This window comes from Streptomyces sp. NPDC101110, from assembly GCF_044759525.1.
In the GTDB taxonomy this organism is placed as follows: Bacteria; Actinomycetota; Actinomycetes; order Streptomycetales; family Streptomycetaceae; genus Streptomyces.
In genome coordinates this window covers 436059-457124 of record NZ_JBIVZM010000004.1, presented here as the reverse complement: position 1 = coordinate 457124, position 21066 = coordinate 436059, and the positions used below count along the sequence as shown (strand labels likewise).

Sequence of the window (21066 nt, the reverse complement as noted above, 5' to 3'; positions counted from 1 at the left end):
CGCGATGCCCTGGATATCAATCTTTTGGCCGATTCATCCGAATGGCTGGGTAGATGGTGAGCGATGGCGGGACCACCGCGAGTTCGAACATGCTAACGGAGTGATGCCGGGCGGCGACCCTGTCATCCGGCCACGCCCGCCGCGCGGCGCCACCCCTCTCACGCACTCACCCGCACCGCCGTGCGGACCAGCCCCGCGACTCCCCGGGACCGGCTGTGGGGCGGCCAGGCGATCACGGTCGTGACCGGCGGCGCGTCCTGTACGGGCACCGCGGCGAGGCCCTCGCGCAGCTGGGACCGGCAGGACTCCGGTGCGATCCAGCAGGCACGGCCGAGGGCGATCAGCTGGAGCAGCTGGGTGTGGTCACGTGCCTCGGGGCCGGGCCCGGCCGGGTAGGTGCCGTCGGGTCCGGGCCAGCGCGGCATGGGCAGGTCGGGCAGACCGGTGACGTCGGCCGTGCGCAGCCGGGGCCGGCCCGCGAGGGGGTGGTCGGCCGGCAGGATCGCGACCTGCCCCTCCGTGCGGAGCTCCTCGATGTCGAGACCTGCCGTGGTGTCGAACGGCAGGTGCAGCAGCGCCACGTCGGCCCGGCCGTCGCGCAGCATGGGGCCCTGCTCGCCCATGCCGCACAGGAGCAGATCGACGGTGACCGCGTCGGGCTCGGCGGCGTAGGCGTCGAGCAGTTTCGCCAGCAGCTCGCCGGACGCCCCGGCTTTCGTGGCGAGGACCACGCCGGCCTGGCCCGCGGGGGCGAGGGCGGCCCGGCGGGTGCGGCGTTCGGCGGCCTCGACGGCCGCCAGCGCCGCGCGGGCCTCCTGCAGGAGCACCGCCCCGGCCTCCGTCAGGGTGACCGCGCGGCTGCCGCGTTCCAGCAGCGTGGCCCCCAGGCGCCGTTCGAGCTGCCCGATCGCCCGGGACAGCGGGGGCTGCGCGATCCCGAGCCGCTGTGCGGCCCTCCCGAAGTGCAGCTCCTCGGCGACGGCGGCGAAGTACCGCAACTCCCTTGTCTCCACGCCGCGATGGTACTGCCGCGAGCTGCACCGATACCCGTGCGGTATCGCCGCCCACCCGATCGGTGTTGGCCGCACCGCACCGGGCCCGGACAGGATCGACCGCATGAGCGAACAGACGATCGCGCTGGTGACCGGCGCGAACAAGGGAATCGGATACGAGATCGCGGCCGGCCTGGGCGCCCTCGGATGGCGGGTCGGGGTCGGCGCCCGGGACCGGGAACGGGGCGAGACCGCCGTGGCGAAACTGCGGGCGGCCGGCGTCGACGCCTTCGGCGTGCCGCTCGACGTGACCGACGACGCGAGCGTGGCGGGCGCCGCCGCACTGCTGGAGGAAGGCGCGGGACGTCTCGACGTACTGGTCAACAACGCGGGGATCACCGGCACCGTGCCGCAAATGCCCACCTCGGTCGACCCGGCGACGGTGCGGACCGTCGTGGAGACCAACGTGATCGGCGTCATCCGCGTCACCAACGCCATGCTGCCGTTGCTGCGCCGCTCTTCGTCCCCGCGGATCGTGAACATGTCCAGCGGCGTGGGGTCACTGACCCGGCAGACGACGCCCGGCAGCGACACGGGTCCGATCGCCGTCGCCTATTCGCCGTCCAAGACGTTCCTCAACGCCGTCACCGTCCAGTACGCCAAGGAGCTGGAGGGCACGGGCATCCTCATCAACGCCGCATGCCCCGGCTACTGCGCGACCGACCTCAACGGGTTCCGCGGCGTGCGCACCCCGGAGCAGGGCGCCGCGGTCGCGATCCGCCTGGCGACGCTGCCCGACGACGGCCCGACCGGCGGCTTCTTCGACGACGAGGGCGAGGTGCCCTGGTAGGGCCTCACCCGTCTCTCCCGGGTTCCCCTGCCCGGTCCGATCGGCGACAGGTCCTCACGCTCACGGCCCGGGGTACGGCCCAACGGGTGATGTGACCTTAGTCGCGACAGGGGCGTTCCGGCGGACTCGACGCCCTGCCGCCCGGCGATGGCGACGGCGGTGCCGCATCCCCCGTCGCCGGAGGTCACAGGGCCGGCACGCGGGGGCGCGACAGGAAGGTCCGCGCCCGCGAAGGGCAATATCTGTGCCCGCAAAATGAGAAATAGGAGCGGGGCTCGCAGAATATTCCTCGATCACCCGACGGCCCGGAATTTTCGCACGGCACCCGGCCGAACCCCCCGTGCTACTGTCGATGTCAGTTGCAGGTGTGGTTGCCAGAAGGTTCATTTCCTACGGGGTAATCATCACGGCGACACGGAATTCACACAGGTGGATTCCTGAAACCGCCTCCGAAGGAGAAACAAAATGGCTACCGGTACCGTGAAGTGGTTCAACTCTGAAAAGGGCTTCGGCTTCATCGAGCAGGACGGCGGCGGCGCCGACGTCTTCGCCCACTACTCGAACATCGCCGCCCAGGGCTTCCGCGAGCTGCTCGAAGGCCAGAAGGTGTCGTTCGACATCGCGCAGGGCCAGAAGGGCCCGACGGCCGAGAACATCGTGCCCGCCTGACATCGGCGCTCGCGCATATTCCGCAGCCGGGGCCCGCACCTGAAGGGGTGCGGGCCCCGGCTCGCTTTTTTCCCGACGGCCCGACCCGGCCGCATCGACTTCGGCTCGTCTCGAGATTCTCTGCGCCTCTCCTCTGCTGCGGATTTCCTTGCTACGTGCCCGTCAAGGAAGGTCCCGCATGAAGCGCGCCCACACATCCCGTATTCGTGACCGTTTCCCGAGGAACGACGGCCCCGACCGCCGTGCCGGTGGCCCGCGCCGCTCCCGGGGTTCGGCGAGCCGCCGGGCTCCGCAGGGTGAGTTCGCCCCGCCGGAGACGATCACGCCCCCGCTGCCCGCCGTCGAGTCGTTCGCCGATCTCGGCCTGCCCGCGCCGCTGTTCGCCACCCTCGGCCGCGAGGGCGTGACCGCGCCGTTCCCGATCCAGGCGGCGACCCTGCCGAACTCGCTGGCCGGCCGGGACGTTCTGGGCCGTGGCCGCACCGGCTCCGGCAAGACCCTCGCCTTCGGCCTCGCGGTACTGGCCCGGACGGCCGGGCGGCGCGCCGAGGCGCGGCAGCCGCTCGCCCTGGTCCTGGTGCCCACCCGCGAGCTCGCCCAGCAGGTCACCGACGCCCTCACTCCCTACGCCCGCTCCGTGAGCCTGCGGCTCGCCACGGTGGTCGGCGGCATGCCGATCGGCCGGCAGGCGGGTGCGCTGCGCACCGGCGCCGAGGTCGTCGTCGCCACACCCGGACGCCTCAAGGACCTCATCGACCGGGGCGACTGCCGCCTGGACCAGGTCGGCGTCACCGTCCTCGACGAGGCCGACCAGATGGCCGACATGGGCTTCATGCCGCAGGTCACCGCCCTGCTCGATCAGGTCCGCCCGGGTGGCCAGCGGATGCTGTTCTCGGCCACTCTCGATCGCAACGTCGACCGGCTGGTCCGCACCTACCTGCACGACCCGGTGGTGCACTCCGTCGACCCGTCCGCGGGCGCGGTCACCACGATGGAGCACCACCTGCTGCACGTGCACGACGACGACAAGCACCGGACCACCACCGAGATCGCCGCGCGGGAGGGCCGGGTGATCATGTTTCTCGACACCAAGCACGCGGTGGACCGGCTGACCCGGCACCTGCTGAGCAGCGGCGTGCGTGCCGCGGCCCTGCACGGCGGCAAGTCCCAGCCCCAGCGGACCCGGACCCTCACCCAGTTCAAGAAGGGGGACGTGACGGTCCTGGTGGCGACGAACGTCGCGGCGCGCGGCATCCACGTCGACAATCTCGACCTGGTCGTCAATGTGGATCCGCCCGTCGACCACAAGGACTATCTGCACCGCGGCGGCCGTACGGCGCGCGCCGGCGAGTCCGGCAGCGTGGTCACCCTGGTGACCCCGGGCCAGCGTCGCGGGATGAGCCGGCTGATGTCGTCGGCGGGCATCACGCCCCGGGTCGCCCAGGTTCGTTCCGGCGAGGCGGAGCTGAGCCGCATCACGGGCGCCCAGGCTCCTTCCGGCGTCCCGGTCGTCATCCCCGCGCCGGCCACGGAACGCCCCCGCGGCTCGTCCGCGTCCCGCGGCCGTCGGAGGCGCCGCCCCGCCGGCGAGGCGGCGCGGCCCAGGGCACAGCGGCGCACCGGCTCCGGCTCCGCCGCGTAAGCCCCGGACCCGCCCGACCATCCCCCTCGGCAGGAGACGCCATGACGCCCGTCCGGACGCACCACCCCGCCGCCAACGCCCCCTTGATCCGGGACGACATGACCATCGAGGTGGCGCTGTCCCTCATGGCCGGCGCACAGGTCGACCACCTCGTCCTCTGCGACGGGGACGACCAGCGCACGGGCCTGGTCACCCTGGCCCGGCTCACCGCGCTGCGGAACACCCCGGCCTACACGGACCGGATCCGCCTCCGGGACGTCCCGGAGGAGTGACACCGGAGGAGTGACAACGGCGGATCACCGCCACCAGAACCCGTGAGGGCCCTGCCGACGCGCGTCGGCAGGGCCCTCATCGGCGTGTCGCGGGCGCTGGGCGCTGGGCGCTGGGCGCTGGGCGCTGGGCGACTGAGGATGCCTCCTTCGACCGGACTGCAAAATCTATCTTTGTCAGGGTAGACATTGCCGCTTGCCGTGGTTAATCTTCTTCTCGTAGACACAGTCAGACGAGAACCGGAAGAAGGACGGAGGAGCAGACGCCATCAGGATCGCCCGGCCGGGCAACTCTCGGTCCGGGTACCGCAAGACCCCGATTGGATGGTGGTCCCCGGTCACGCAGCCGCGATCCCCGCACCCCTCCCGCAGCCGGGCCGGGTAGCGGAAACAGAAGGTCGGCACCGCATGAGGGCCGACAGATGGTGTTGAATTTCCTTCGGGGCCCTGGTGCCGTACGGCACCAGGGCCCCTCGACGCGTTGCACTACGAGGTGACATGCCAGCAGATACTCCGCTCAGCGATCGTCTGGACGACGACGACTACCCGGCCTACACCATGGGCCGGGCCGCCGAGATGCTCGGTACCACCCCCGGCTTCCTGCGCGCCATCGGCGAGGCGCGTCTGATCACGCCGTTGCGCTCGGAGGGCGGACACCGCCGGTACTCCCGCTACCAGCTGCGGATCGCCGCCCGCGCCCGCGAGCTCGTCGACAGGGGAACCCCGATCGAGGCGGCCTGCCGCATCGTCATCCTCGAGGACCAGCTCGAGGAAGCCCAGCGCATCAACGCCGAGTACCGCCGCGCGGCGCGCGAAGCCTCCGGTGGCCCCGACGCCGGTGCGACCTGACCCGTCCGCAGCCGAGCACCGCCCGCGTCAGGAGGCGCCCTCCTCCGCTCCTCGTCACCCCAGGCCGGCGGCCTGGGGTTTGTTGTGCCCCCAGGCCGGTGCGGGGTCCCGCCCGCGGTGAACCCACCCCCCGGCCATCAGGTCACCTGTCCCGGACTCTTGACTCGTCGAGCGGAAGTGGCGATTCTCGTCGCACACTTTGCGAGGTCATGACAAGAGGGCCCCGCTGATCCACCGACCGAGGGACGTGGGCTGTGACCGGTTCCGGACGCCCGTACCGCCGACGCAAGAACGTCACCGTGGTGTCGCTCCTCCTGCTCGTGCTGTCGATCGCGCTCGGCCCCACCCCGAGTGCGGCCGCCGGGAACGACTGGTGGGAGCCGACCGCACGGCCCGCCCCGGACTCCCGCATCGACGTCACGGGCGAGCCCTTCACCGGCACGAACGCCAAGGGCGAGGTGCGCGGGTTCGTCGACGCGCACGACCACATCTTCTCCAACGAGGCCTTCGGCGGCCGTCTGATCTGCGGAAAGGCCTTCTCCGAGCAGGGCGTGGCCGACGCGCTCAAGGACTGCCCGGAGCACTACCCCGACGGCTCGCTCGCGATCTTCGACTTCATCACCAACGGCGGCGACGGCAAGCACGACCCCAACGGCTGGCCCACCTTCAAGGACTGGCCGCGGCACGACTCGCTGACCCACCAGCAGAACTACTACGCCTGGGTCGAGCGGGCCTGGCGCGGCGGCCAGCGGGTGCTGGTCAACGACCTCGTCACCAACGGCGTGATCTGCTCGGTGTACTTCTTCAAGGACCGCCCCTGCGACGAGATGACGTCCATCCGGCTCCAGGCCAAGCTGACGTACGACATGCAGGCCTTCGTCGACAAGATGTACGGCGGCCCCGGCAAGGGCTGGTTCCGGGTCGTCACCGACAGCGCACAGGCCCGCGACGTCATCGAGCAGGGCAAGCTGGCCGTCGTCATGGGCGTCGAGACCTCCGAACCGTTCGGCTGCAAGCAGGTCCTGGACATCGCGCAGTGCAGCAGGGCGGACATCGACAAGGGGCTCGACGAGCTCCACTCGCTCGGCGTGCGCGGCATGTTCCTGTGCCACAAGTTCGACAACGCCCTGTGCGGGGTGCGCTTCGACTCGGGCTCGCTCGGAACGGCCATCAACGTCGGGCAGTTCCTGTCGACCGGCACCTACTGGAAGACCGAGACGTGCAAGGGCCCGCAAGCCGACAACCCCATCGGCAACGCGGCGGCGCCCGCGGCCGAGAAGAAGCTCCCGGCGGGTGAGGAGGTCCCCACGTACGGCGCCGGCGCCCAGTGCAACGTGCGGGGGCTCACCGACCTCGGCGAGTACGCGGTGCGCGGCATGATGAAGCGCGGCATGATGCTGGAGATCGACCACATGAGTGTCAAGGCCACCGGCCGGGTGCTCGACATCTTCGAGTCCGAGTCCTACCCCGGCGTGCTCTCCTCGCACAGCTGGATGGACATGGACTGGACCGAGCGGGTCTACGGCCTCGGCGGCTTCATCGCCCAGTACATGCACGGCTCCGAGGGCTTCATCGCGGAGGCGAAGCGCACCGAGTCCCTGCGCGACAAGTACGGCGTGGGCTACGGCTACGGCACCGACATGAACGGCGTCGGCGGCTGGCCGGGGCCGCGCGGGGCGGACGCGCCGAACAAGGTCACCTACCCGTTCAAGAGCGTCGACGGCGGCTCGGTCATCGACCGGCAGACCACCGGCGAGCGCACCTGGGACCTGAACACCGACGGCGCCGCCCACTACGGACTCGTCCCGGACTGGATCGAGGACATCCGCCGGGTCGGCGGCCAGGACACCGTCGACGACCTGTTCCGGGGCGCGGAGTCCTACCTCGGCACCTGGGCGGCCTCCGAGAACCACAAGGCCGACGCCAACCTCGCGTCCGGGGCCGCCACTTCGGCCAGTTCCTCGGAGTGGAGCCTGTTCACGAGCTACAAGCCGCACCGGGCCGTCGACGGCGACCGCTCCACCCGCTGGGCCAGCGACTGGAGCGACGACCAGTGGTACCAGGTCGACCTCGGCTCACCGCGGACCGTCGGCCGGGTCACCCTCGACTGGGAGCGGGCGTACGCGAAGTCGTACCGGATCGAGCTGTCGACCGACGGCGCGACCTGGCGGACCGCCTGGTCCACGACCGCGGGTGACGGCGGTCTGGACACCGCGCGCTTCGCCGGTACGCCGGCCCGTTACGTCCGCGTCCACGGCCTGGAGCGCGGCACCGGCTGGGGCTACTCCCTTTACGAGGTCGGCGTCCACGCCGGCTGACGGGCACGAGAGGGGCTCCATGGCACGGTTGCCGTCCGCCGAGCGGCGGCGACAGCTCACCGAAGCGGCGATCAGGGCGATGGCCCGGGACGGCGTCCCCAGGACGACGACCCGGTCCATCGCCGCCGAGGCGGGCGTCTCGCTGAGCGTCTTCCACTACTGCTTCGACTCCAAGCAGCAGCTGATCGAGTCCGTCATCACCACCATCACCGGGCACTACGTGACGGTGGTGAAGGAGGCACTGCGCCCCAGAGCCACCCTGGAGGAGACCGTCCGGGCGGGTTTCCAGGCGTACTGGGACCACGTCCGGGCCCACCCCGACGAGCACATGCTCACCTACGAGCTCACGCAGTACGCCCTGCGCCAGCCCGGTTTCGAACATCTGGCACGCCGTCAGTACGAGTTGTACGCCGAGACGTACACCGAGCTCATCGACCAGCTGCGGCAGGCCATGGGGCTGCGGCTGCGCGTGCCGGTGCCCGTCCTGGCCCGTTATCTGGCCGCCATGACCGACGGCCTGACGCTCAACTACCTCGTCCTGGGCGACGATTCGGCCTGGACGGGCATCCTCGACACGGTCACCGCGCATGTCGCCGGACTGGTGCGGGAGAACTGACGGCGGTCTCCGCCGAATTGGTTGTCATGGGAACGCCACTGAGGGGCATTCGAACAAAACAAGTCGAAACAGTGAGGAGAGTGCGGCCCCTTCGGTCCGTGCCATCGACAACTGGGAGTTTTCCATGGCGAGTTACGGCGGTTCCTCTGCCGCGTCCTCCGGTTCGCGCACCAACGGCCTGGCGATCGCGAGCCTGTGCTGCGGCATCATCGGCCTGTTCTTCCTGAACATCATCCTCGGCCCGCTGGCCATCGTCTTCGGTGCCGTCGCCAGGCGTCAGGCGTCGGTCAGGAACGGGGCCGGAATGGCGAAGGCCGGCATCATCCTCGGCATCGTCGACGTGGTCCTGTGGCTGATACTTCTCGCTGTGGCCAGCAGCAACGGCGGATTCAGCTGGTACGTCGGCGGCTGACGGCCGTCCCACCGGGGCGGGGCGTGCGGACCGGCGGCGGCTCCCTGACTCAGTGGGCCGCCGCGGTCTTCTTGCGGGCGCGGTACGCGGCGGCCTTGATCTTGTTGCCGCAGGAGTCCATTCCGCACCACTGGCGTCGCATGCCGCGCGAGCGGTCGATGTAGGTACGCGTGCACTCCGGGTTCTCGCACTCCTTGAGCAGGGGCACGTCCGGGCCGCTCAGGAGCTCGACGGCGTGCCGCGCCACCAGGGAGAGGGCCTCGTCCGGCGTCGCCTGCGTCCAGCGCCCCGACGGGGTGAGCTGGGGGACGGCGGGCGGAGTGCGCGCCGCGTTGTTCAGGACGGTCAGCGCCGCCCCGTCGTACTCCTCCCCGAGCCGGCGGGCGGTGACCAGGCGGTAGACCGCTTCCCGGACGGCCCTCGCCCGCTCGACGTCGGCCTCCCGGCCCGGCGAGACCGCGTCGACCAGCCCGGACTCCACGTACCAGGCGTTCAGCCGGTCCGGCGTCACGAGCATCTCGAAGCGCGCCGAACGGCGTGCGCGGAGCGTGGCGGCGAAGTCGAGGGCCGGGTTCCCGCAGACGAAGACATGGTCGAGATTCACGTCACCATTCTGGCCGGTGACCATTGCCGGGGCAAGCCTCAGAGGCGGTCGGCGTCGAGGACGGCCTGCGCGAAGGCGGCGGGCGCCTCCTGGGGCACGTTGTGGCCGATGCCGAGCAGGGTGCGGTGCTCGTAGGGCCCGGTGAACCGGTCCCGGTAGGAGGCCCCGTGGCCCGGGGCGGTGAAGGGGTCCCGCTCGGCGTCGAGGGTGAGGGTGGGAACCGCGATCGCGGGGCGGGCGGCGAGCCGCTTCTCCAGTGCGTCGTAGCGGCGCTCCCCGTCGGCGAGGCTCAGCCGCCAGCGGTAGTTGTGGACGACGACGGCCGCGTAGTCGGGGTTGTCGAAGGCCGCCGCGGTGCGCTCGAAGGTGGCGTCGTCGAAGTCCCACGTCGGGGAGACGGTGTCCCACACGAGCCGGGTCAGTTCGCGGCGCAGCGTCTCGTCCTCCAGGGCGAGCCGGCCCCGCTCGGTGGAGAAGTAGTACTGATACCACCAGGCGAGTTCGGCCTTGGGCGCCAGCGGCTTCAGATTGGCCGCCAGGTTCGTGACGAGGTAGCCGCTCACCGACACCAGGGCCTTGCAGCGCTCGGGCCACAGAGCGGCGACGATGTCGGCCGTGCGCGATCCCCAGTCGAAGCCGGCCAGCACCGCCTTGTCGATCTTCAGTGCGTCCAGCAGGGCGAGGACGTCCAGGGCGATCGCCGACTGCTGGGCGTTGCGGAAGGTCCGGGCGGACAGGAAGCGCGTGGTGCCGTGGCCGCGCAGGTACGGGACGATCACCCGGTACCCCTGCCGGGCCAGCAGCGGGGCGACGTCGGCGTAGCTGTGGATGTCGTACGGCCAGCCGTGCAGGCAGATCACCGCGGGGCCGTGCGCCGGCCCGAGTTCGGCGTAGCCGACGTCCAGGACACCGGCCCTGATCCGCTTGGTCCGCGCGAACGCGGGGTGCGTGCCGGGGGCGGGTGCGGGGGTGACGGCGGGAACGGCCGCCGCGGAGGCGGCCGGCGGCCCGGCCAGTGGCGCGGCGGCACCCACGCCCAGACCCACACCCAGCGCCTTGCCGAAACTGCGCCTGCCGATCACATGAGCCTCCGTGGTGTGACGCGCACCGGCTTGTGCGTGAGCCGACTGTCGCACCCTGATCGTCACCAGTCAAACCGGTGACGCATTCTCGGCCAGGCCCACGGCCGCTCCGGCGTCAGGAGTCGTACGGCCCCCCGCCCCTCGTGGGATCGGTGCGGGCGCGGGAGGGGAGCAGGCGACGGTAGGCGGCGCGGGCGTGGACGACACGGGCCAGACCCGTGCCGACGAGGGCGGCGGTGAGCAGGCAGGCGAGCCAGGAGGGGTCGCGGTGACCGGCCCAGGTGAGCACGCCCGCGGGCGGTATGGCGAAGCCGTTGAGGAACAGCCAGCACAGCAGGGCCGTGCCGGGGGCGGCCGTGAACCGCGCACACAGGCCCAGCAGGGCGGCCAGCACGGACAGCGCGAGCAGGGCAAGTCCGGGCCGGTCCGGCCCGACCACGGTGTTGAGGAGTGCCACCAGCGCCAGCGCGCCGCCCCCGGCCCCGGCCCAGACCAGCGGTGTGGCCACGGGCTGGGGCACGGGCCTGGCTCCGGTGCCCAGGGGCTTCCACTCGATCATGCCGGCGCTTCCTTCCGGTGTTCCTGGACGGAATTCTCCCCCGGTCTCCCCTGCCGGTGCCCGGGGTGCTCGCCAGGGTGCCGGATGGCCCCCCCGCGGAGAACAGCCGATCCGGACAGCCGTTCCCGGCTCAAGGGTGGGCGGAGGCGGCCTGTTCGGCCGGCCCGGCGACCGGGTGGGCGGCCGGTGTCCGGTGGCCCGGGCGGCGGACGACGCGGTGGGCGAGGGGCTCGGTCCAGCGGGCGGCGAGCGTGCCGAGGACGACGAGGATCAGGACGCAGGCCGTGGCGAGGGGGCCGATGCGGGGCTCGGCGCCGACGGCGAGACCGAGCGCAAGAGCTCGGTAAGGAATCCTGGCGCACGGCAACAGCCCCTGATCTCCGACGAGTTGGGTGGGGGCCGACGCAGGAGCTCAGCGACCCTCACGCCCCCGCGGCCCGCCGTACGGCGCGTGGGGACGCGCCGAGTTCCTTGCGGCAGGCCTTGTTGAAGGCCTGGAGGTCGGGGATGCCGACCGTCGCCGCGACGGCCGGGATCGCCAGGGTCGAGGCGACGAGCAGGTGCCGGGCGCGCTCCATCCGGCGGCGCCGGACGTAACCGACGACCGTGTGCCCGGTGTCCTCGCGGAACAGCCGGGTCAGGTGGGTGTGCGACACCCCGGCGACCCGGGCGATGCCGGGAACGCTCAGCGGATCGGCCAGGTGCTCCTCGATGTGGGCGACGGCCGCGCGCAGGGCCGGGTGCCGGGGCCCCGAGGCCGGTGCGGCGGCCTCGGTCAGGCCGGTCGTGCGCCACAGCACCGCCCACAGTTCCGCGGAGGCCCGGGCCGGGGACTGCGCGCAGGCCGTGATCGTCTGGCGCAGCAGCGCGCTCAGCACCGCCGCGTCCGCCCCGGTGTCCTGCATCGCCGGGAGCCGGCGCCGCTCCCCGTCGCCGGGCAGCCGGAAGTGGGCGTACAGGTGCTCACAGCGCGCGGCGCCGTAGTGGAAGTGCACCTCCGTGCCGGGCGGTACGAGGCTGAGGTGCCCGGGACGGATCGGATGCCGGGCGCCGTCGAACTCCAGGGTGCCGGAGTAGCCGTAGAGATGCAGCTGCCACAGGTGCGGGAGGCGGAAGACCTCGTGCGGGCCGGCCGAGCCGTGCACGCCCACGCCCGCGTGCACCAGGTCCGGCGGCAGGTCGAGGGGCAGTTCCACGGAGATGGGCATGGTGGAAAATTACCAGTGGTTGCCGATTACGACCCACGACAACCCGTCTCCCCGTTCCTACGGTTGCGTCATGTCAACCACGAAACAGCTGTTGAGCTCGGCCGAGGTGGCGCGGTTCACGGCCCATGGCTTCCTGCGCCTGGACGGCGTCGTGCCCGGGGAGATGAACGAGGAGGCGCTCGCGGTCTTCGCCGCCGGGGTCATGCCCGCCGTGCCGTACGGCACTGCCGTACCGGCGGCGTTCCCCGAGGGTTCCTTCACTCGCCGGCTCCTCGAACTGCCCGTGGTCGCGGGCGCCCTGGAGAGCCTGGTGGGGCCGGACCCGGACGTCGACCACCACTTCCTCCACACCCGCCTGCCCCATGAGGGCAGCGCCCAGCCGTTGCACGCCGACGCCCTCATCGACGTGCGGCCCGACGCGTTCGACGTGCAGCTCATGTACTACCCGCAGGAGGTGACCGCCGACATGGGCGGCACGCTCGTGGTCCCGGGCAGCCACCTGCGCCGCATCAACGAGTCCGACACCGGCCGCTACCAGAACCTGCGCGGCCAGACCCGGCTGACCTGCCCGGCCGGGACCGTGCTCCTGCTGCACCACGGCATCTGGCACGGCGGGCGGCGCAACGACAGCGACACCGTCCGCCACATGTACAAGATCCGCTTCAACCCGACCGTCCCGCAGGTGCGGCTGTGGGACACGCGGGACCTCGACTCCCCCGCCGTCCGCGAGGAGTTGGGCCGTTCCTTCCCCTGGTACGAGCAGGCCACGGGCCGGCTGGAGATCCACAACCGGGTCCTGCTGTGGCGCTCCCTGTCCGACGACCCCGGCTTCGACATCGAGCACTGGGCCACCCGCATCGCCAACCGGCCCGCCGTGTCCGCCGCGCACGCCACCCCGAGGAGCACCGCATGACCACCACCCGGCAGCAGGTCCTCGTCCTCTACCTCGACACCTCCGCCCTCGACTCACGGGTCGTCGGCTGGGCCCGGTACGACGGCACCGGCTCGACCCGTCCGACGACCGGCGACAGCGACGAACCCCCGTACGAGACGGGGGTCGGCGCCCTGGAGGACCGCTGGCGGCTCTTCCAGGCCGCCCCGCTGGTGCCGCCGTATCCGGGGGCGGAGCACACGACGTCGTTCCTCAAGCACGAGTTCTTCTTCGAGAAGCTGGTACGTCACTGAGGACGGCCGCCGGAAGCGCGCCCCGGCGGTGGCCTTCAGGTCGCGCAGCCATGGGTTGGGGCCGGCCGGCAAGAGGCGGGACCCGTCAGGGAACGAGGACGACCTTCCCGGCGACCGTGCCGGACTCGGCCAGCCGCAGGGCCTCGGCGGCGTGGGTGAGCGGCAGTCGCGCGGCGATCCGGGCGGTGAGTTCTCCGCGCTGGAGTGCGGCGAAGACCTGGGCGAGGTCGGTGCGCAGCCGGGTCCGGAAACGGTCGCCGAAGAGGGCCTTGCCGGCCCAGACGTTGTAGAAGCAGGCGCGGCGGCGGTTGGGCAGGGCGTTCCACATCCACACCCGCAGGAGCAGCTTGATGACGGGCCACTGCTTGGAGCCCTCGTCGTCCCGGGTGGAGGCGCTGCCGTAGGAGACGAGCGTGCCGCCGGGGGCGAGCAGGCGCCAGGAGTCGGTGATGCCGCGGCCGCCGACGTGGTCGAAGACGGCGTCGACCCCGCCGGGGGCGAGGGCGCGGATGCGGGCGGCGACGTCGCCCGCGCGGTAGTCGACGGGGTCGACGCCCTGGTCCCGCAACGCGTCGTGGTGGCGCGCGGACGCCGTGCCGATCACCCGCGCGCCCGCGGCCAGGGCGAGCTGGACCAGGACCGAGCCGACACCGCCGTTCGCGCCGTGCACCACGACGGTGTTCCCGGCGCGGACGCGGGCCTTGCGGTGCAACATCTGCCAGGCGGTGACGCCGTTGACGACGAGGGTCTCCGCCTCCGCCGCCCCGATGCCCTCGGGTACCGGTACGACGTCCGCCGCGTCGACCGGCACATGGCTGGCCCAGCCGCCGACCTTCACCAGCGCGGCCACGCGGGTGCCGGTCAGCCCCGGATCGGTGCCCTCGCCGACCGCCAGCACCGTGCCCACGAGGTCGTAGCCGGGCACGAACGGGAAGGGCGGCTGGTCGTAGTAGCGGCCGCGCCGCATCTGCTGCTCGGCGAAGGAGACGCCGGTCGCCTCCACGTGGACCACGACCTGGCCGGGGCCGGGGACCGGCACGGCCCCGTGGCGGATCGCCAGCCCCTCGGGCTCCACCCGGCCCGGCAGGACGACCTCGACGAGTTCTCCGGTGCTGTTCATGACGACCTCCGCTGACGCCCGCTCTGATTAGCTGCCCTTGCGTTCGTTATAGGTTCTAACGCATGAGCGGCGCGACTGTCAATAACTCCAGTGATACCCTCTAACCATGACGCAGGCCGACGGTACGAAGACCCCCCGCGAGCGCTACCGCGCCCAGGTGCGCACGGAGATCAAGGAGCGTGCGTGGGAGCAGATCGCCACAGCGGGCGCGTCCGCGCTGTCCCTCAACGCGATCGCCAAGCAGATGGGGATGAGCGGTCCGGCGCTGTACCGCTACTACGGCGGGCGCGACGACCTGATCACCGAGCTGGTCCGGGACGCCTACCGCAGCCTCGCCGACACCATCGCGGCGACGGCGGCCGAGGACGGCGCCGCGGTGCCGGCGCTCGCGCACGCCTTGCGGGACTGGGCCCTGCGGGACCCGCACCGGTACTTCCTCATCTACGGCACACCCGTGCCCGGCTACCACGCGCCCGACGACATCACCGCGATCTCGTCCGAGATCATGGCGATCCTGCTGGACGCCTGCGCCGAGGTGAACGCGGACGCCCCGGCCACCGCGTTCGGCAGCCACCTCGACGGGCACCGGGAGTGGGCGAACGGCCATCCGGCCCCGCCCGCGGCCCTGCACCGGGCCATGACCTTCTGGACCCGGCTGCACGGCGTGCTGTCGCTGGAACTCGCCGGCCACTTCACGGGGATGGGCTTCGACCCGGCCCGGTTCTTCGCCGCCGAGGTCGACGCGCTCGCAGGCCGCGTCCGGCCTAGCGCTTCTGCGCCCGGTAGCGTCTCAACAGCGCCGTGATCCGCGTCTGGTCGGCCCGGCCGTTGAGCTCGGTCAGGAGGTCGTCCGGGCACAGCTCGTAGAGGTCGCCCCACCAGCGGCGCCCCCGGTTGTCCCAGATGCGGTAGCCGCCGGGCACCCCCCTGGCCACGTAACGTCTCCTGCTCACCACGCGGACGGTACGCAACCGGGGGCCGGTCCGGCCACGCAATAAGCCGACCACGCAATGCCGACCACGCAGGACGAAATCCCGGGTGGAGACCCGGGGTTGGTTCGTCCGGTCAGGACGCCGGCCCGCAGGGTGGGGTCGGCCTCCAGCTGGGCACAGCGAGCAGCAGGGTGGCGCGCTGCGTCCGGGCCGTCTCGTCCAGCCGCCACTTGATGGAGTCGACCTGCTCCAGCACCCCGCGCGCGATCGGCAGCAGCGCGTTGCCGACGGCGGTGAGCCGTACGTGGTGGGTGTCCCGGTCGAACAACCCCTGCCCGCCCCGACCTCTTTCTCCAGGTCCTTGATCCGCCGGCTCAACGGCGAGGCCGCCATGTGCAGTTTGCGGGCCGCGGTGGAGAAGTTGGGTTCTTGGGCGACGGCGAGGAAGTAGCGCAGGTGCAGAAGCTCCACGGATCAAGCCCCGGACAGTCCCGGTTCCCCGCTGTGCGGCGCCCGGTCCGGCCGCCGCGGCTTCCTACGAGTGAATGCGGCCGGCCGGGCGTGACCGGCGGGGCCGCCGTGGGAAGGGCTGCCGCATGCCGAAGTTCCTCATCCAGGCCTCCTACACGTCCGACGGGTCCCGAGGGCTGCTCAGGGAGGGTGCGAGCGGTCGGCGGGCCGCCGTGGAGCAGGTCGTCAGCGGGCTCGGCGGGCGGGTCGAGGCCATGTACTTCGCGTTCGGGGCGGACGATCTGATCCTGATCGTCGAACTTCCCGACAGCGTCTCCATGGCCGCGGCGAGCCTCACCGTCAAGGCCAGCGGAGCCCTCCACACCCGGGCCACCCCGCTGCTCACCCTCGACGAGATCGACGAGGCCGCCCGCCGGGAGGTCTCCTTCCGCGCACCCGGCGCCTGAACCCGCCCGCCCCGCTACGGTTTCCGGACGTCGGGCCGTACGAGACGGGGGGCGCGACGGACGCGACGGACGCGTGGGCGGCCGGCGACCTCATCTCGTCCACCGCGGACCTGGAACGGTTCACCCGCGCCCTGTTCCGGGGGCGGATCGTGCGGGGACCGCTGCTGGAGGAGATGTTCACGCTGCCGGAGGTGACCGACGTCAAGACCGGGAAGCGGGCCGCCTGCTCCGTCGGTCTGTCCATGAAGGTTCTCGGCGGGCGCGAGGTGTGGGGCAGGACGGGCGGGCGCTGGGGGTACAACGCCGCCGTCGCCTCCACCCGGGACGCCTCCCGCACCCTCGTGTACAGCGTCAACTCCACCGACGCCAAGGGCCAGGACATGAACAGGACCGCCGAGTCCCTCATGGTCGCGGCCTTCGGCAAGCCGCAGGGCGTGGGGCTCAGGCCGGTGGCATCGCCCGGACGAGGCCCGTCTGGTACGCGATGACGACCAGTTGCGCGCGGTCCCTGGCGTGCAGTTTGGTCATGGCCCGGTGGATGTGCGTACGGACGGTCAGCGGGCTGAGGGTGAGGTCCTCGGCGATCTCCGTGTTGGACCTGCCCTCGGCGGCCAGGGCCATCACCTCGCGTTCGCGGACCGTGAGGTCGGCGAGGCGCTCCGGCGGGGGCAGGTGGGTGCCGGAGGCGGGGGCCATGAGGAAACGGGTGATCAGGGAGCGGGTGGCGACCGGCGACAGCAGGGCCTCTCCGGAGGCCACCGTGCGCAGACCCGCCAGCAGGGTGTCGGCGGTGACGTCCTTGCCCAGGAAACCACTGGCACCGGCGCGCAGGGCCTGCGCGACGTAGTCCTCCGTCTCGAACGTGGTCAGGATCAGGACCCGGGTGGCGGACAGCTCCGGGTCCGCGCACAGTTCCGACGTCGCGGTGAGACCGTCGGTGCCGGGCATGCGGATGTCCATCAGGACGATGTCCGGGCGCAGTTCACGGGTCAGGTCGACCGCCTCGGCACCGTCGGAGGCCTCGGCGACCACCTCCATGTCCGCGCAGGAGTCGATGAGGATGCGGAAGGTGGCCCGCAGCAGGGCCTGGTCGTCGGCGAGCAGCACCCTGATGGTCATGCGGTGGTTCCTTCCACGAGGTGGACGGAGGGTCGCAGCGGCAGCGCGGTGGTGACCTCGAAGCCGCCCTGGGGGCGGGGGCCCGCGCACAGCTCACCGCCGATGGACTGGGCGCGCTCGCGCATCCCCATGACGCCGAAGCCGCGGCCCCGGGCGACGTCCGGTTTGCTGGGGCCGTCGTTGCTGACCGTGATCAGCAGCCGGGGACCGGTGTAGACGAGGAGCACGTGGGCGGCCTCGGCCGTGGCGTGCTTGGTGACGTTGGTGAGGGCCTCCTGCACGATCCGGTACGCGGTCAGGTCGACGCCCGGCGACAGCGGCTGCGGCTCCCCTTCCGTGGTGACGGTGACCTCCAGGCCCGCCGACTCGCACGCCGAGACCAGCTCGGACAGGCGGGACAGACCCGGCGACGGGTCGAGCGGCCCGGAGCCGGGGCTCTCGCCGTCCTGACGGAGCAGGCCCAGCGCGGCCTTCAGCTCCCGCAGCGCGGAGGACGTGGTGCCGGTCAGGTCGTCGAGGATCTTCCGGGACTCCTCGGGGCGGGTGAGGGCGAGGTGCGCGGCCGTGCCGGCCTGCGCGTTGGCCAGGGCCATGTGGTGGGCCACGACGTCGTGCAGCTCCCGGGCGATGCGCATCCGTTCCTCGGTGACCCGCAGCCGGGCCTCCTCCTCCCGGGTGCGCTCGGCGTGCTCGGCCCGGGCCTGAACGGCCCGCAGGTAGGCGCGCCGCAGCCGCGTCATGTTGCCGGCGGCCAGGGGCAGCATCAGCCAGAAGAACGGGCCGATCGTCCTCAGCAGCAGCGAGAGGTGGTCCATGGAGTCGGTGAACACGGCCGCGGCGATCACCGCCACCATGGTGCCGACGCCCCAGACGCGGGTGGTCCTGCGGTCGGTGAGGGTGGCGAGCCGGTACAGCGCCGCCATGATCGGTGCCAGCAGCAGGGGGGTGAGCAGGTAGCCCATCACGATCGCCGTCACGGTGCAGCCCGTGGTGATGACGACGGTCGTGCGCGGGTGGGTCCGGTGCTTGAGCAGGGCGAGGCAGGCCACACCCATGAGGACGACGCCCGCCTTGTCCTGGGCGGGCGGCTCGGCGCCGGGCAGGACCAGGGACGTGCCGTAGGTCGCGCAGCCCATCAGTCCCAGGGCCAGCGCCAGGTCGACGAGGAAGGGGTGCTGCTCGGCGAATTCCTCCAGGCGGTCCGCGTAGCGACGCTCCGTGGGGATGCTCATCGGGCTCTCCGGTCGGTGGGACTGGGTCCATCGTGGTCGACCCGGGACGGGAACGCCCCGGGGGCCGCCCGTGTCCTTCGCCACGGGCGGCCCGGGGTGCGCCCCGCTCCCGGGGCGCGCCCGGGTCAGGTGCGGGCGGGCTCCAGGTCGGGCTCGCCGTCCCGGGCCGGTTCCCGCTCCGGCCGGCTGAGCGCCTCGCCCTCCACGTCGACCCGCGGCAGCAGCCGGTCCAGCCACTTCGGCAGCCACCAGGCCTTGTCGCCGAGCAGGGCGAGGACGGCCGGCACGATCGCCATCCGTACGACGAACGCGTCGAACAGGACGGCGGTGGCCAGCCCGAAACCGATCATCTTGATCATGGAGTCGCCCTCGCCGATGAACCCGGCGAACACCGCGATCATGATCAGGGCGGCGGCCACGACCACCCGGGCGCTGTGCCGGAAGCCCGAAGCGACGGCCTCCGCGGACGACTCGCCGTGCACGTACGCCTCCCTCATCCGGGAGACGAGGAACACCTCGTAGTCCATCGCGAGACCGAAGACGATACCGACCAGGAAGATCGGCATCAGGCTCATGATCGGCCCGGTCTGCTCCACACCGAGGAGTTCCGCGCCGTGGCCCTGCTGGAAGACCACGACGACCGCGCCGAGGGAGGCCAGCACCGACAGCAGGAAGCCGAGGGCCGCCTTGAGCGGGACGAGCAGGGACCGGAAGACCACCAGCAACAGCACGACCGCCAGGCCCACCACGACGACCAGGTAGGGGATCAGCGCGGCCTGGACCTTCTCGGCGATGTCGATGTTCATCGCGGTGGTGCCGGTGACCTCGTAGCTCGCGCCGGTGCCGGACTCGATGCCGGGGCGCTCGCCGCGGATGGCGGACACCAGGCTCTTGGTCTTCTCGTCGGTGGGCGCGGTGGCGGGCACGGCCGAGAAGACCGCGGTGTCGCCGGCGTCGTTGAAGCGGGCCGGGGAGACGGACACCACGCCCCTGGTGCCGCCGATCTCCTTCGCGATCGTGCCGGCGGCGGCCTTCGGGTCGGCCGCTCCCCTGGCGTCCACGACGACGGTCAGGGGCCCGTTGAAGCCCGGTCCGAAGCCCTCCGCGAGCGCGTCGTAGGCCCGGCGCTCGGTGGTGGAGACCGGCTTGGCCTCGTCCCCGGGCATGCCGAGCCGGAGGTCGGCGGCGGGCAGGGCCAGGGCGCCGAGGCCGACGACGCCGAGGAGGAGAACGGGGAGGGGGCGGCGCAGCACGAACCGCGCCCAGCGGGTGCCGGCGTTCACCGCGGTGACCTCCTCGATCCGGCCGCTGCGGCGGGCCCGCCGGGTGAGCACGGCGTTCGGCCAGAAGCCGAGCAGCGCCGGAACGAGGGTGAGCGCGATCAGGACGGCGACAACGACCGCGCCCGCGGCGGCCAGCCCCATCCTGGTGAGCATCGGGATGCCGACGACGGCGAGTCCGGCCAGCGCGATCACCACGGTGAGCCCGGCGAACACGACCGCGGAACCGGCCGTGCCGACGGCCAGCGCCGTCGCCTCCTGCGGGGTGCGGCCCCGAGCGCGCTCCTCCCGGTAGCGGGAGACGACGAACAGGGCGTAGTCGATCCCGACGGCGAGACCCAGCATCATCGCCAGGGTGCCGGTGGTCGTGGACAGGCCGAGGGCGTCGGACAGGGCGAGGATCGTGGCCATGCTGATGCCGACGCCGGCGACGGCCGTCAGCAGCGGCAGCCCTGCGGCGGCCAGCGAGCCGAAGGTGATCAGGAGCACGACGGCGGCGATCGCGACGCCGATCACCTCGGCGGCACCGCCCGGCCCGCCCTCGGCGGCCAGCGCGGTGCCGCCCGCCTCGACGGTCAGGCCGGAGTCCCGGGCCTGCTCGACGGTCCGTTCCAGGTGGTCGCGGCCGGCGTCGGTGAGGTCGGCGGCGCCGACCTCGTAGGTGACCGTCGCGAAGGCCGTCCGGCCGTCCTCGCTGACCGTCCCCGCACGGAACGGGTCGACGGCGCCCGCGACCTGCGTACCGTCGCCGAGTGCGGCGACGGCGTTCTCGACGGCCTTCCTGTGCCCGGCGGCGGTGACCTTCTCGCCGCCCGGCGCGATGAAGACGACCCTGGCCGTCGCGCTGTCGGCCGTGGCCCCCGGGAAGCGCTGTTCCATCAGGTCGAACGCCTTCTGGGACTCGATGCCGGGCATCGAGAACTCCTCGTCGACGGCCCCCGGCGCCTTGAGGGACGCCAGCCCCACGGCGGCCAGGACGGCCGCCCAGACCAGGGCGACGTACCAGCGTCGCCGGAAGGCCAGACGGCCCACTCGATACAGGAAATCAGCCACGGCAGGAGGTCTCCCCATCTGGTGTCGTACGTCTGCCGAGCTTCTCGGGCAGCGGGCTGTCCCGTCGTCGTGCGGCTGCCGACAATCTCCGGTACTCGATACGCAGTACGAACGGCCTGCCGGGTCCACCTCGGGTACGACAATCCCGGGCCGTCCGA

25 protein-coding genes and 1 pseudogene are annotated in these 21066 nt (G+C 72.1%); 13 read left to right on the top strand and 13 right to left on the bottom strand.

All coding sequences use genetic code 11. The annotated features are described in order from the left end of the window. Positions 1–158 precede the first annotated feature (158 nt). Entirely contained in the window at positions 159–1013 is an 855-nt protein-coding gene (locus ACIQU3_RS11435; RefSeq protein WP_403734949.1) for a LysR family transcriptional regulator, read from the bottom strand. A 103-nt stretch (positions 1014–1116) separates the two neighbouring features. Here ACIQU3_RS11435 and ACIQU3_RS11430 point away from each other — a divergent pair, with 103 nt between their 5' ends. From ACIQU3_RS11430 to ACIQU3_RS11395, 8 genes are all read left to right on the top strand, one after another. Then, complete coding sequence (locus tag ACIQU3_RS11430) at positions 1117–1842, top strand: SDR family oxidoreductase (protein WP_403734953.1); 726 nt, start codon at positions 1117–1119, stop codon at positions 1840–1842. Positions 1843–2307: 465 nt separating this feature from the next. Further along, complete coding sequence (locus ACIQU3_RS11425; RefSeq protein WP_020119326.1) at positions 2308–2511, top strand: cold-shock protein; 204 nt, start codon at positions 2308–2310, stop codon at positions 2509–2511. Positions 2512–2689: 178 nt separating this feature from the next. Further along, positions 2690–4153, top strand: a complete 1464-nt coding sequence (locus tag ACIQU3_RS11420; protein ID WP_403734957.1) for a DEAD/DEAH box helicase — start codon at positions 2690–2692, stop codon at positions 4151–4153. Between the two features lie 41 nt (positions 4154–4194). Continuing rightward, complete coding sequence (locus ACIQU3_RS11415) at positions 4195–4425, top strand: CBS domain-containing protein (RefSeq protein ID WP_403734960.1); 231 nt, start codon at positions 4195–4197, stop codon at positions 4423–4425. Positions 4426–4920: 495 nt separating this feature from the next. Next, a complete protein-coding gene (locus ACIQU3_RS11410) occupies positions 4921–5271 on the top strand; it encodes a MerR family transcriptional regulator (RefSeq protein WP_403734963.1) in 351 nt (116 codons plus the stop codon). 254 nt (positions 5272–5525) lie between these two features. After that, positions 5526–7589 carry a discoidin domain-containing protein gene (locus ACIQU3_RS11405; protein ID WP_403924551.1) on the top strand — a complete coding sequence of 688 codons (2064 nt, stop codon included), beginning with the start codon at positions 5526–5528 and terminating at the stop codon, positions 7587–7589. Between the two features lie 19 nt (positions 7590–7608). Then, the gene (locus tag ACIQU3_RS11400; RefSeq protein ID WP_403734971.1) at positions 7609–8205 is read left to right on the top strand and encodes a TetR/AcrR family transcriptional regulator; all 597 of its coding nucleotides are present in this window, start codon (positions 7609–7611) and stop codon (positions 8203–8205) included. 124 nt (positions 8206–8329) lie between these two features. Next, positions 8330–8617, top strand: coding sequence for a DUF4190 domain-containing protein (locus ACIQU3_RS11395; RefSeq protein ID WP_104782852.1), 288 nt, complete (start codon positions 8330–8332; stop codon positions 8615–8617). A gap of 49 nt (positions 8618–8666) precedes the next feature. Here ACIQU3_RS11395 and ACIQU3_RS11390 read toward each other — a convergent pair whose 3' ends face one another. From ACIQU3_RS11390 to ACIQU3_RS11370, 5 genes are all read right to left on the bottom strand, one after another. Then, positions 8667–9221, bottom strand: a complete 555-nt coding sequence (locus tag ACIQU3_RS11390; RefSeq protein ID WP_403734974.1) for a CGNR zinc finger domain-containing protein — start codon at positions 9219–9221, stop codon at positions 8667–8669. 38 nt (positions 9222–9259) lie between these two features. Then, a complete protein-coding gene (locus tag ACIQU3_RS11385; RefSeq protein ID WP_403734978.1) occupies positions 9260–10303 on the bottom strand; it encodes an alpha/beta fold hydrolase in 1044 nt (347 codons plus the stop codon). A 115-nt stretch (positions 10304–10418) separates the two neighbouring features. After that, on the bottom strand, positions 10419–10862 hold the full coding sequence (locus ACIQU3_RS11380) for a hypothetical protein (RefSeq protein ID WP_403734980.1): 444 nt from the start codon (positions 10860–10862) through the stop codon (positions 10419–10421). Between the two features lie 130 nt (positions 10863–10992). Continuing rightward, positions 10993–11229 carry a hypothetical protein gene (locus tag ACIQU3_RS11375; protein ID WP_403734982.1) on the bottom strand — a complete coding sequence of 79 codons (237 nt, stop codon included), beginning with the start codon at positions 11227–11229 and terminating at the stop codon, positions 10993–10995. Between the two features lie 55 nt (positions 11230–11284). Beyond that, positions 11285–12070, bottom strand: a complete 786-nt coding sequence (locus tag ACIQU3_RS11370; RefSeq protein ID WP_403734984.1) for a helix-turn-helix domain-containing protein — start codon at positions 12068–12070, stop codon at positions 11285–11287. A 70-nt stretch (positions 12071–12140) separates the two neighbouring features. On the opposite strand from ACIQU3_RS11370, the gene ACIQU3_RS11365 reads away from it, so the two are divergent. After that, entirely contained in the window at positions 12141–12983 is an 843-nt protein-coding gene (locus tag ACIQU3_RS11365) for a phytanoyl-CoA dioxygenase family protein (protein ID WP_403734986.1), read from the top strand. Then, a complete protein-coding gene (locus tag ACIQU3_RS11360) occupies positions 12980–13255 on the top strand; it encodes a hypothetical protein (RefSeq protein WP_403924549.1) in 276 nt (91 codons plus the stop codon). The genes ACIQU3_RS11365 and ACIQU3_RS11360 overlap by 4 nt, the downstream gene beginning before the upstream one ends. Positions 13256–13340: 85 nt before the next feature. Here the strand turns inward: ACIQU3_RS11360 and ACIQU3_RS11355 are convergent, their stop codons facing one another. Continuing rightward, on the bottom strand, positions 13341–14375 hold the full coding sequence (locus ACIQU3_RS11355; RefSeq protein WP_403924546.1) for a medium chain dehydrogenase/reductase family protein: 1035 nt from the start codon (positions 14373–14375) through the stop codon (positions 13341–13343). A gap of 106 nt (positions 14376–14481) precedes the next feature. Between ACIQU3_RS11355 and ACIQU3_RS11350 the strand changes: the two genes are divergently transcribed. Next, positions 14482–15180 carry a TetR/AcrR family transcriptional regulator gene (locus tag ACIQU3_RS11350; RefSeq protein ID WP_403734990.1) on the top strand — a complete coding sequence of 233 codons (699 nt, stop codon included), beginning with the start codon at positions 14482–14484 and terminating at the stop codon, positions 15178–15180. On the opposite strand, the gene ACIQU3_RS11345 is transcribed toward ACIQU3_RS11350, so the two are convergent. The 3 genes and pseudogenes from ACIQU3_RS11345 to ACIQU3_RS11335 all read right to left on the bottom strand — a co-directional run. Beyond that, positions 15140–15328, bottom strand: a complete 189-nt coding sequence (locus ACIQU3_RS11345) for a hypothetical protein (RefSeq protein ID WP_403735294.1) — start codon at positions 15326–15328, stop codon at positions 15140–15142. The genes ACIQU3_RS11350 and ACIQU3_RS11345 overlap by 41 nt on opposite strands. A 112-nt stretch (positions 15329–15440) precedes the next feature. After that, on the bottom strand, positions 15441–15635 hold the full coding sequence (locus ACIQU3_RS11340; RefSeq protein ID WP_403735304.1) for a hypothetical protein: 195 nt from the start codon (positions 15633–15635) through the stop codon (positions 15441–15443). Positions 15636–15700: 65 nt separating this feature from the next. Continuing rightward, positions 15701–15778 (bottom strand): annotated as a pseudogene (locus ACIQU3_RS11335) (LysR family transcriptional regulator); the annotation flags it as partial. A 125-nt stretch (positions 15779–15903) separates the two neighbouring features. Here ACIQU3_RS11335 and ACIQU3_RS11330 point away from each other — a divergent pair. Both ACIQU3_RS11330 and ACIQU3_RS11325 read left to right on the top strand, forming a co-directional pair. Next, positions 15904–16224 carry a GYD domain-containing protein gene (locus ACIQU3_RS11330; RefSeq protein WP_403734993.1) on the top strand — a complete coding sequence of 107 codons (321 nt, stop codon included), beginning with the start codon at positions 15904–15906 and terminating at the stop codon, positions 16222–16224. Next, positions 16221–16712, top strand: coding sequence for a serine hydrolase (locus ACIQU3_RS11325; protein ID WP_403924715.1), 492 nt, complete (start codon positions 16221–16223; stop codon positions 16710–16712). The genes ACIQU3_RS11330 and ACIQU3_RS11325 overlap by 4 nt, the downstream gene beginning before the upstream one ends. On the opposite strand, the gene ACIQU3_RS11320 is transcribed toward ACIQU3_RS11325, so the two are convergent. The 3 genes from ACIQU3_RS11320 to ACIQU3_RS11310 all read right to left on the bottom strand — a co-directional run bounded on the left by ACIQU3_RS11320 (position 16666) and on the right by ACIQU3_RS11310 (position 20908). Beyond that, complete coding sequence (locus ACIQU3_RS11320) at positions 16666–17343, bottom strand: response regulator (protein WP_403734996.1); 678 nt, start codon at positions 17341–17343, stop codon at positions 16666–16668. The two genes, ACIQU3_RS11325 and ACIQU3_RS11320, sit on opposite strands and share 47 nt — an antisense overlap. Then, positions 17340–18575, bottom strand: coding sequence for a histidine kinase (locus tag ACIQU3_RS11315; RefSeq protein WP_403734999.1), 1236 nt, complete (start codon positions 18573–18575; stop codon positions 17340–17342). Before ACIQU3_RS11315 ends, ACIQU3_RS11320 begins: the two co-directional genes overlap by 4 nt. A 125-nt stretch (positions 18576–18700) precedes the next feature. Next, positions 18701–20908, bottom strand: coding sequence for an MMPL family transporter (locus tag ACIQU3_RS11310; RefSeq protein WP_403735002.1), 2208 nt, complete (start codon positions 20906–20908; stop codon positions 18701–18703). Positions 20909–21066: the final 158 nt, after the last annotated feature.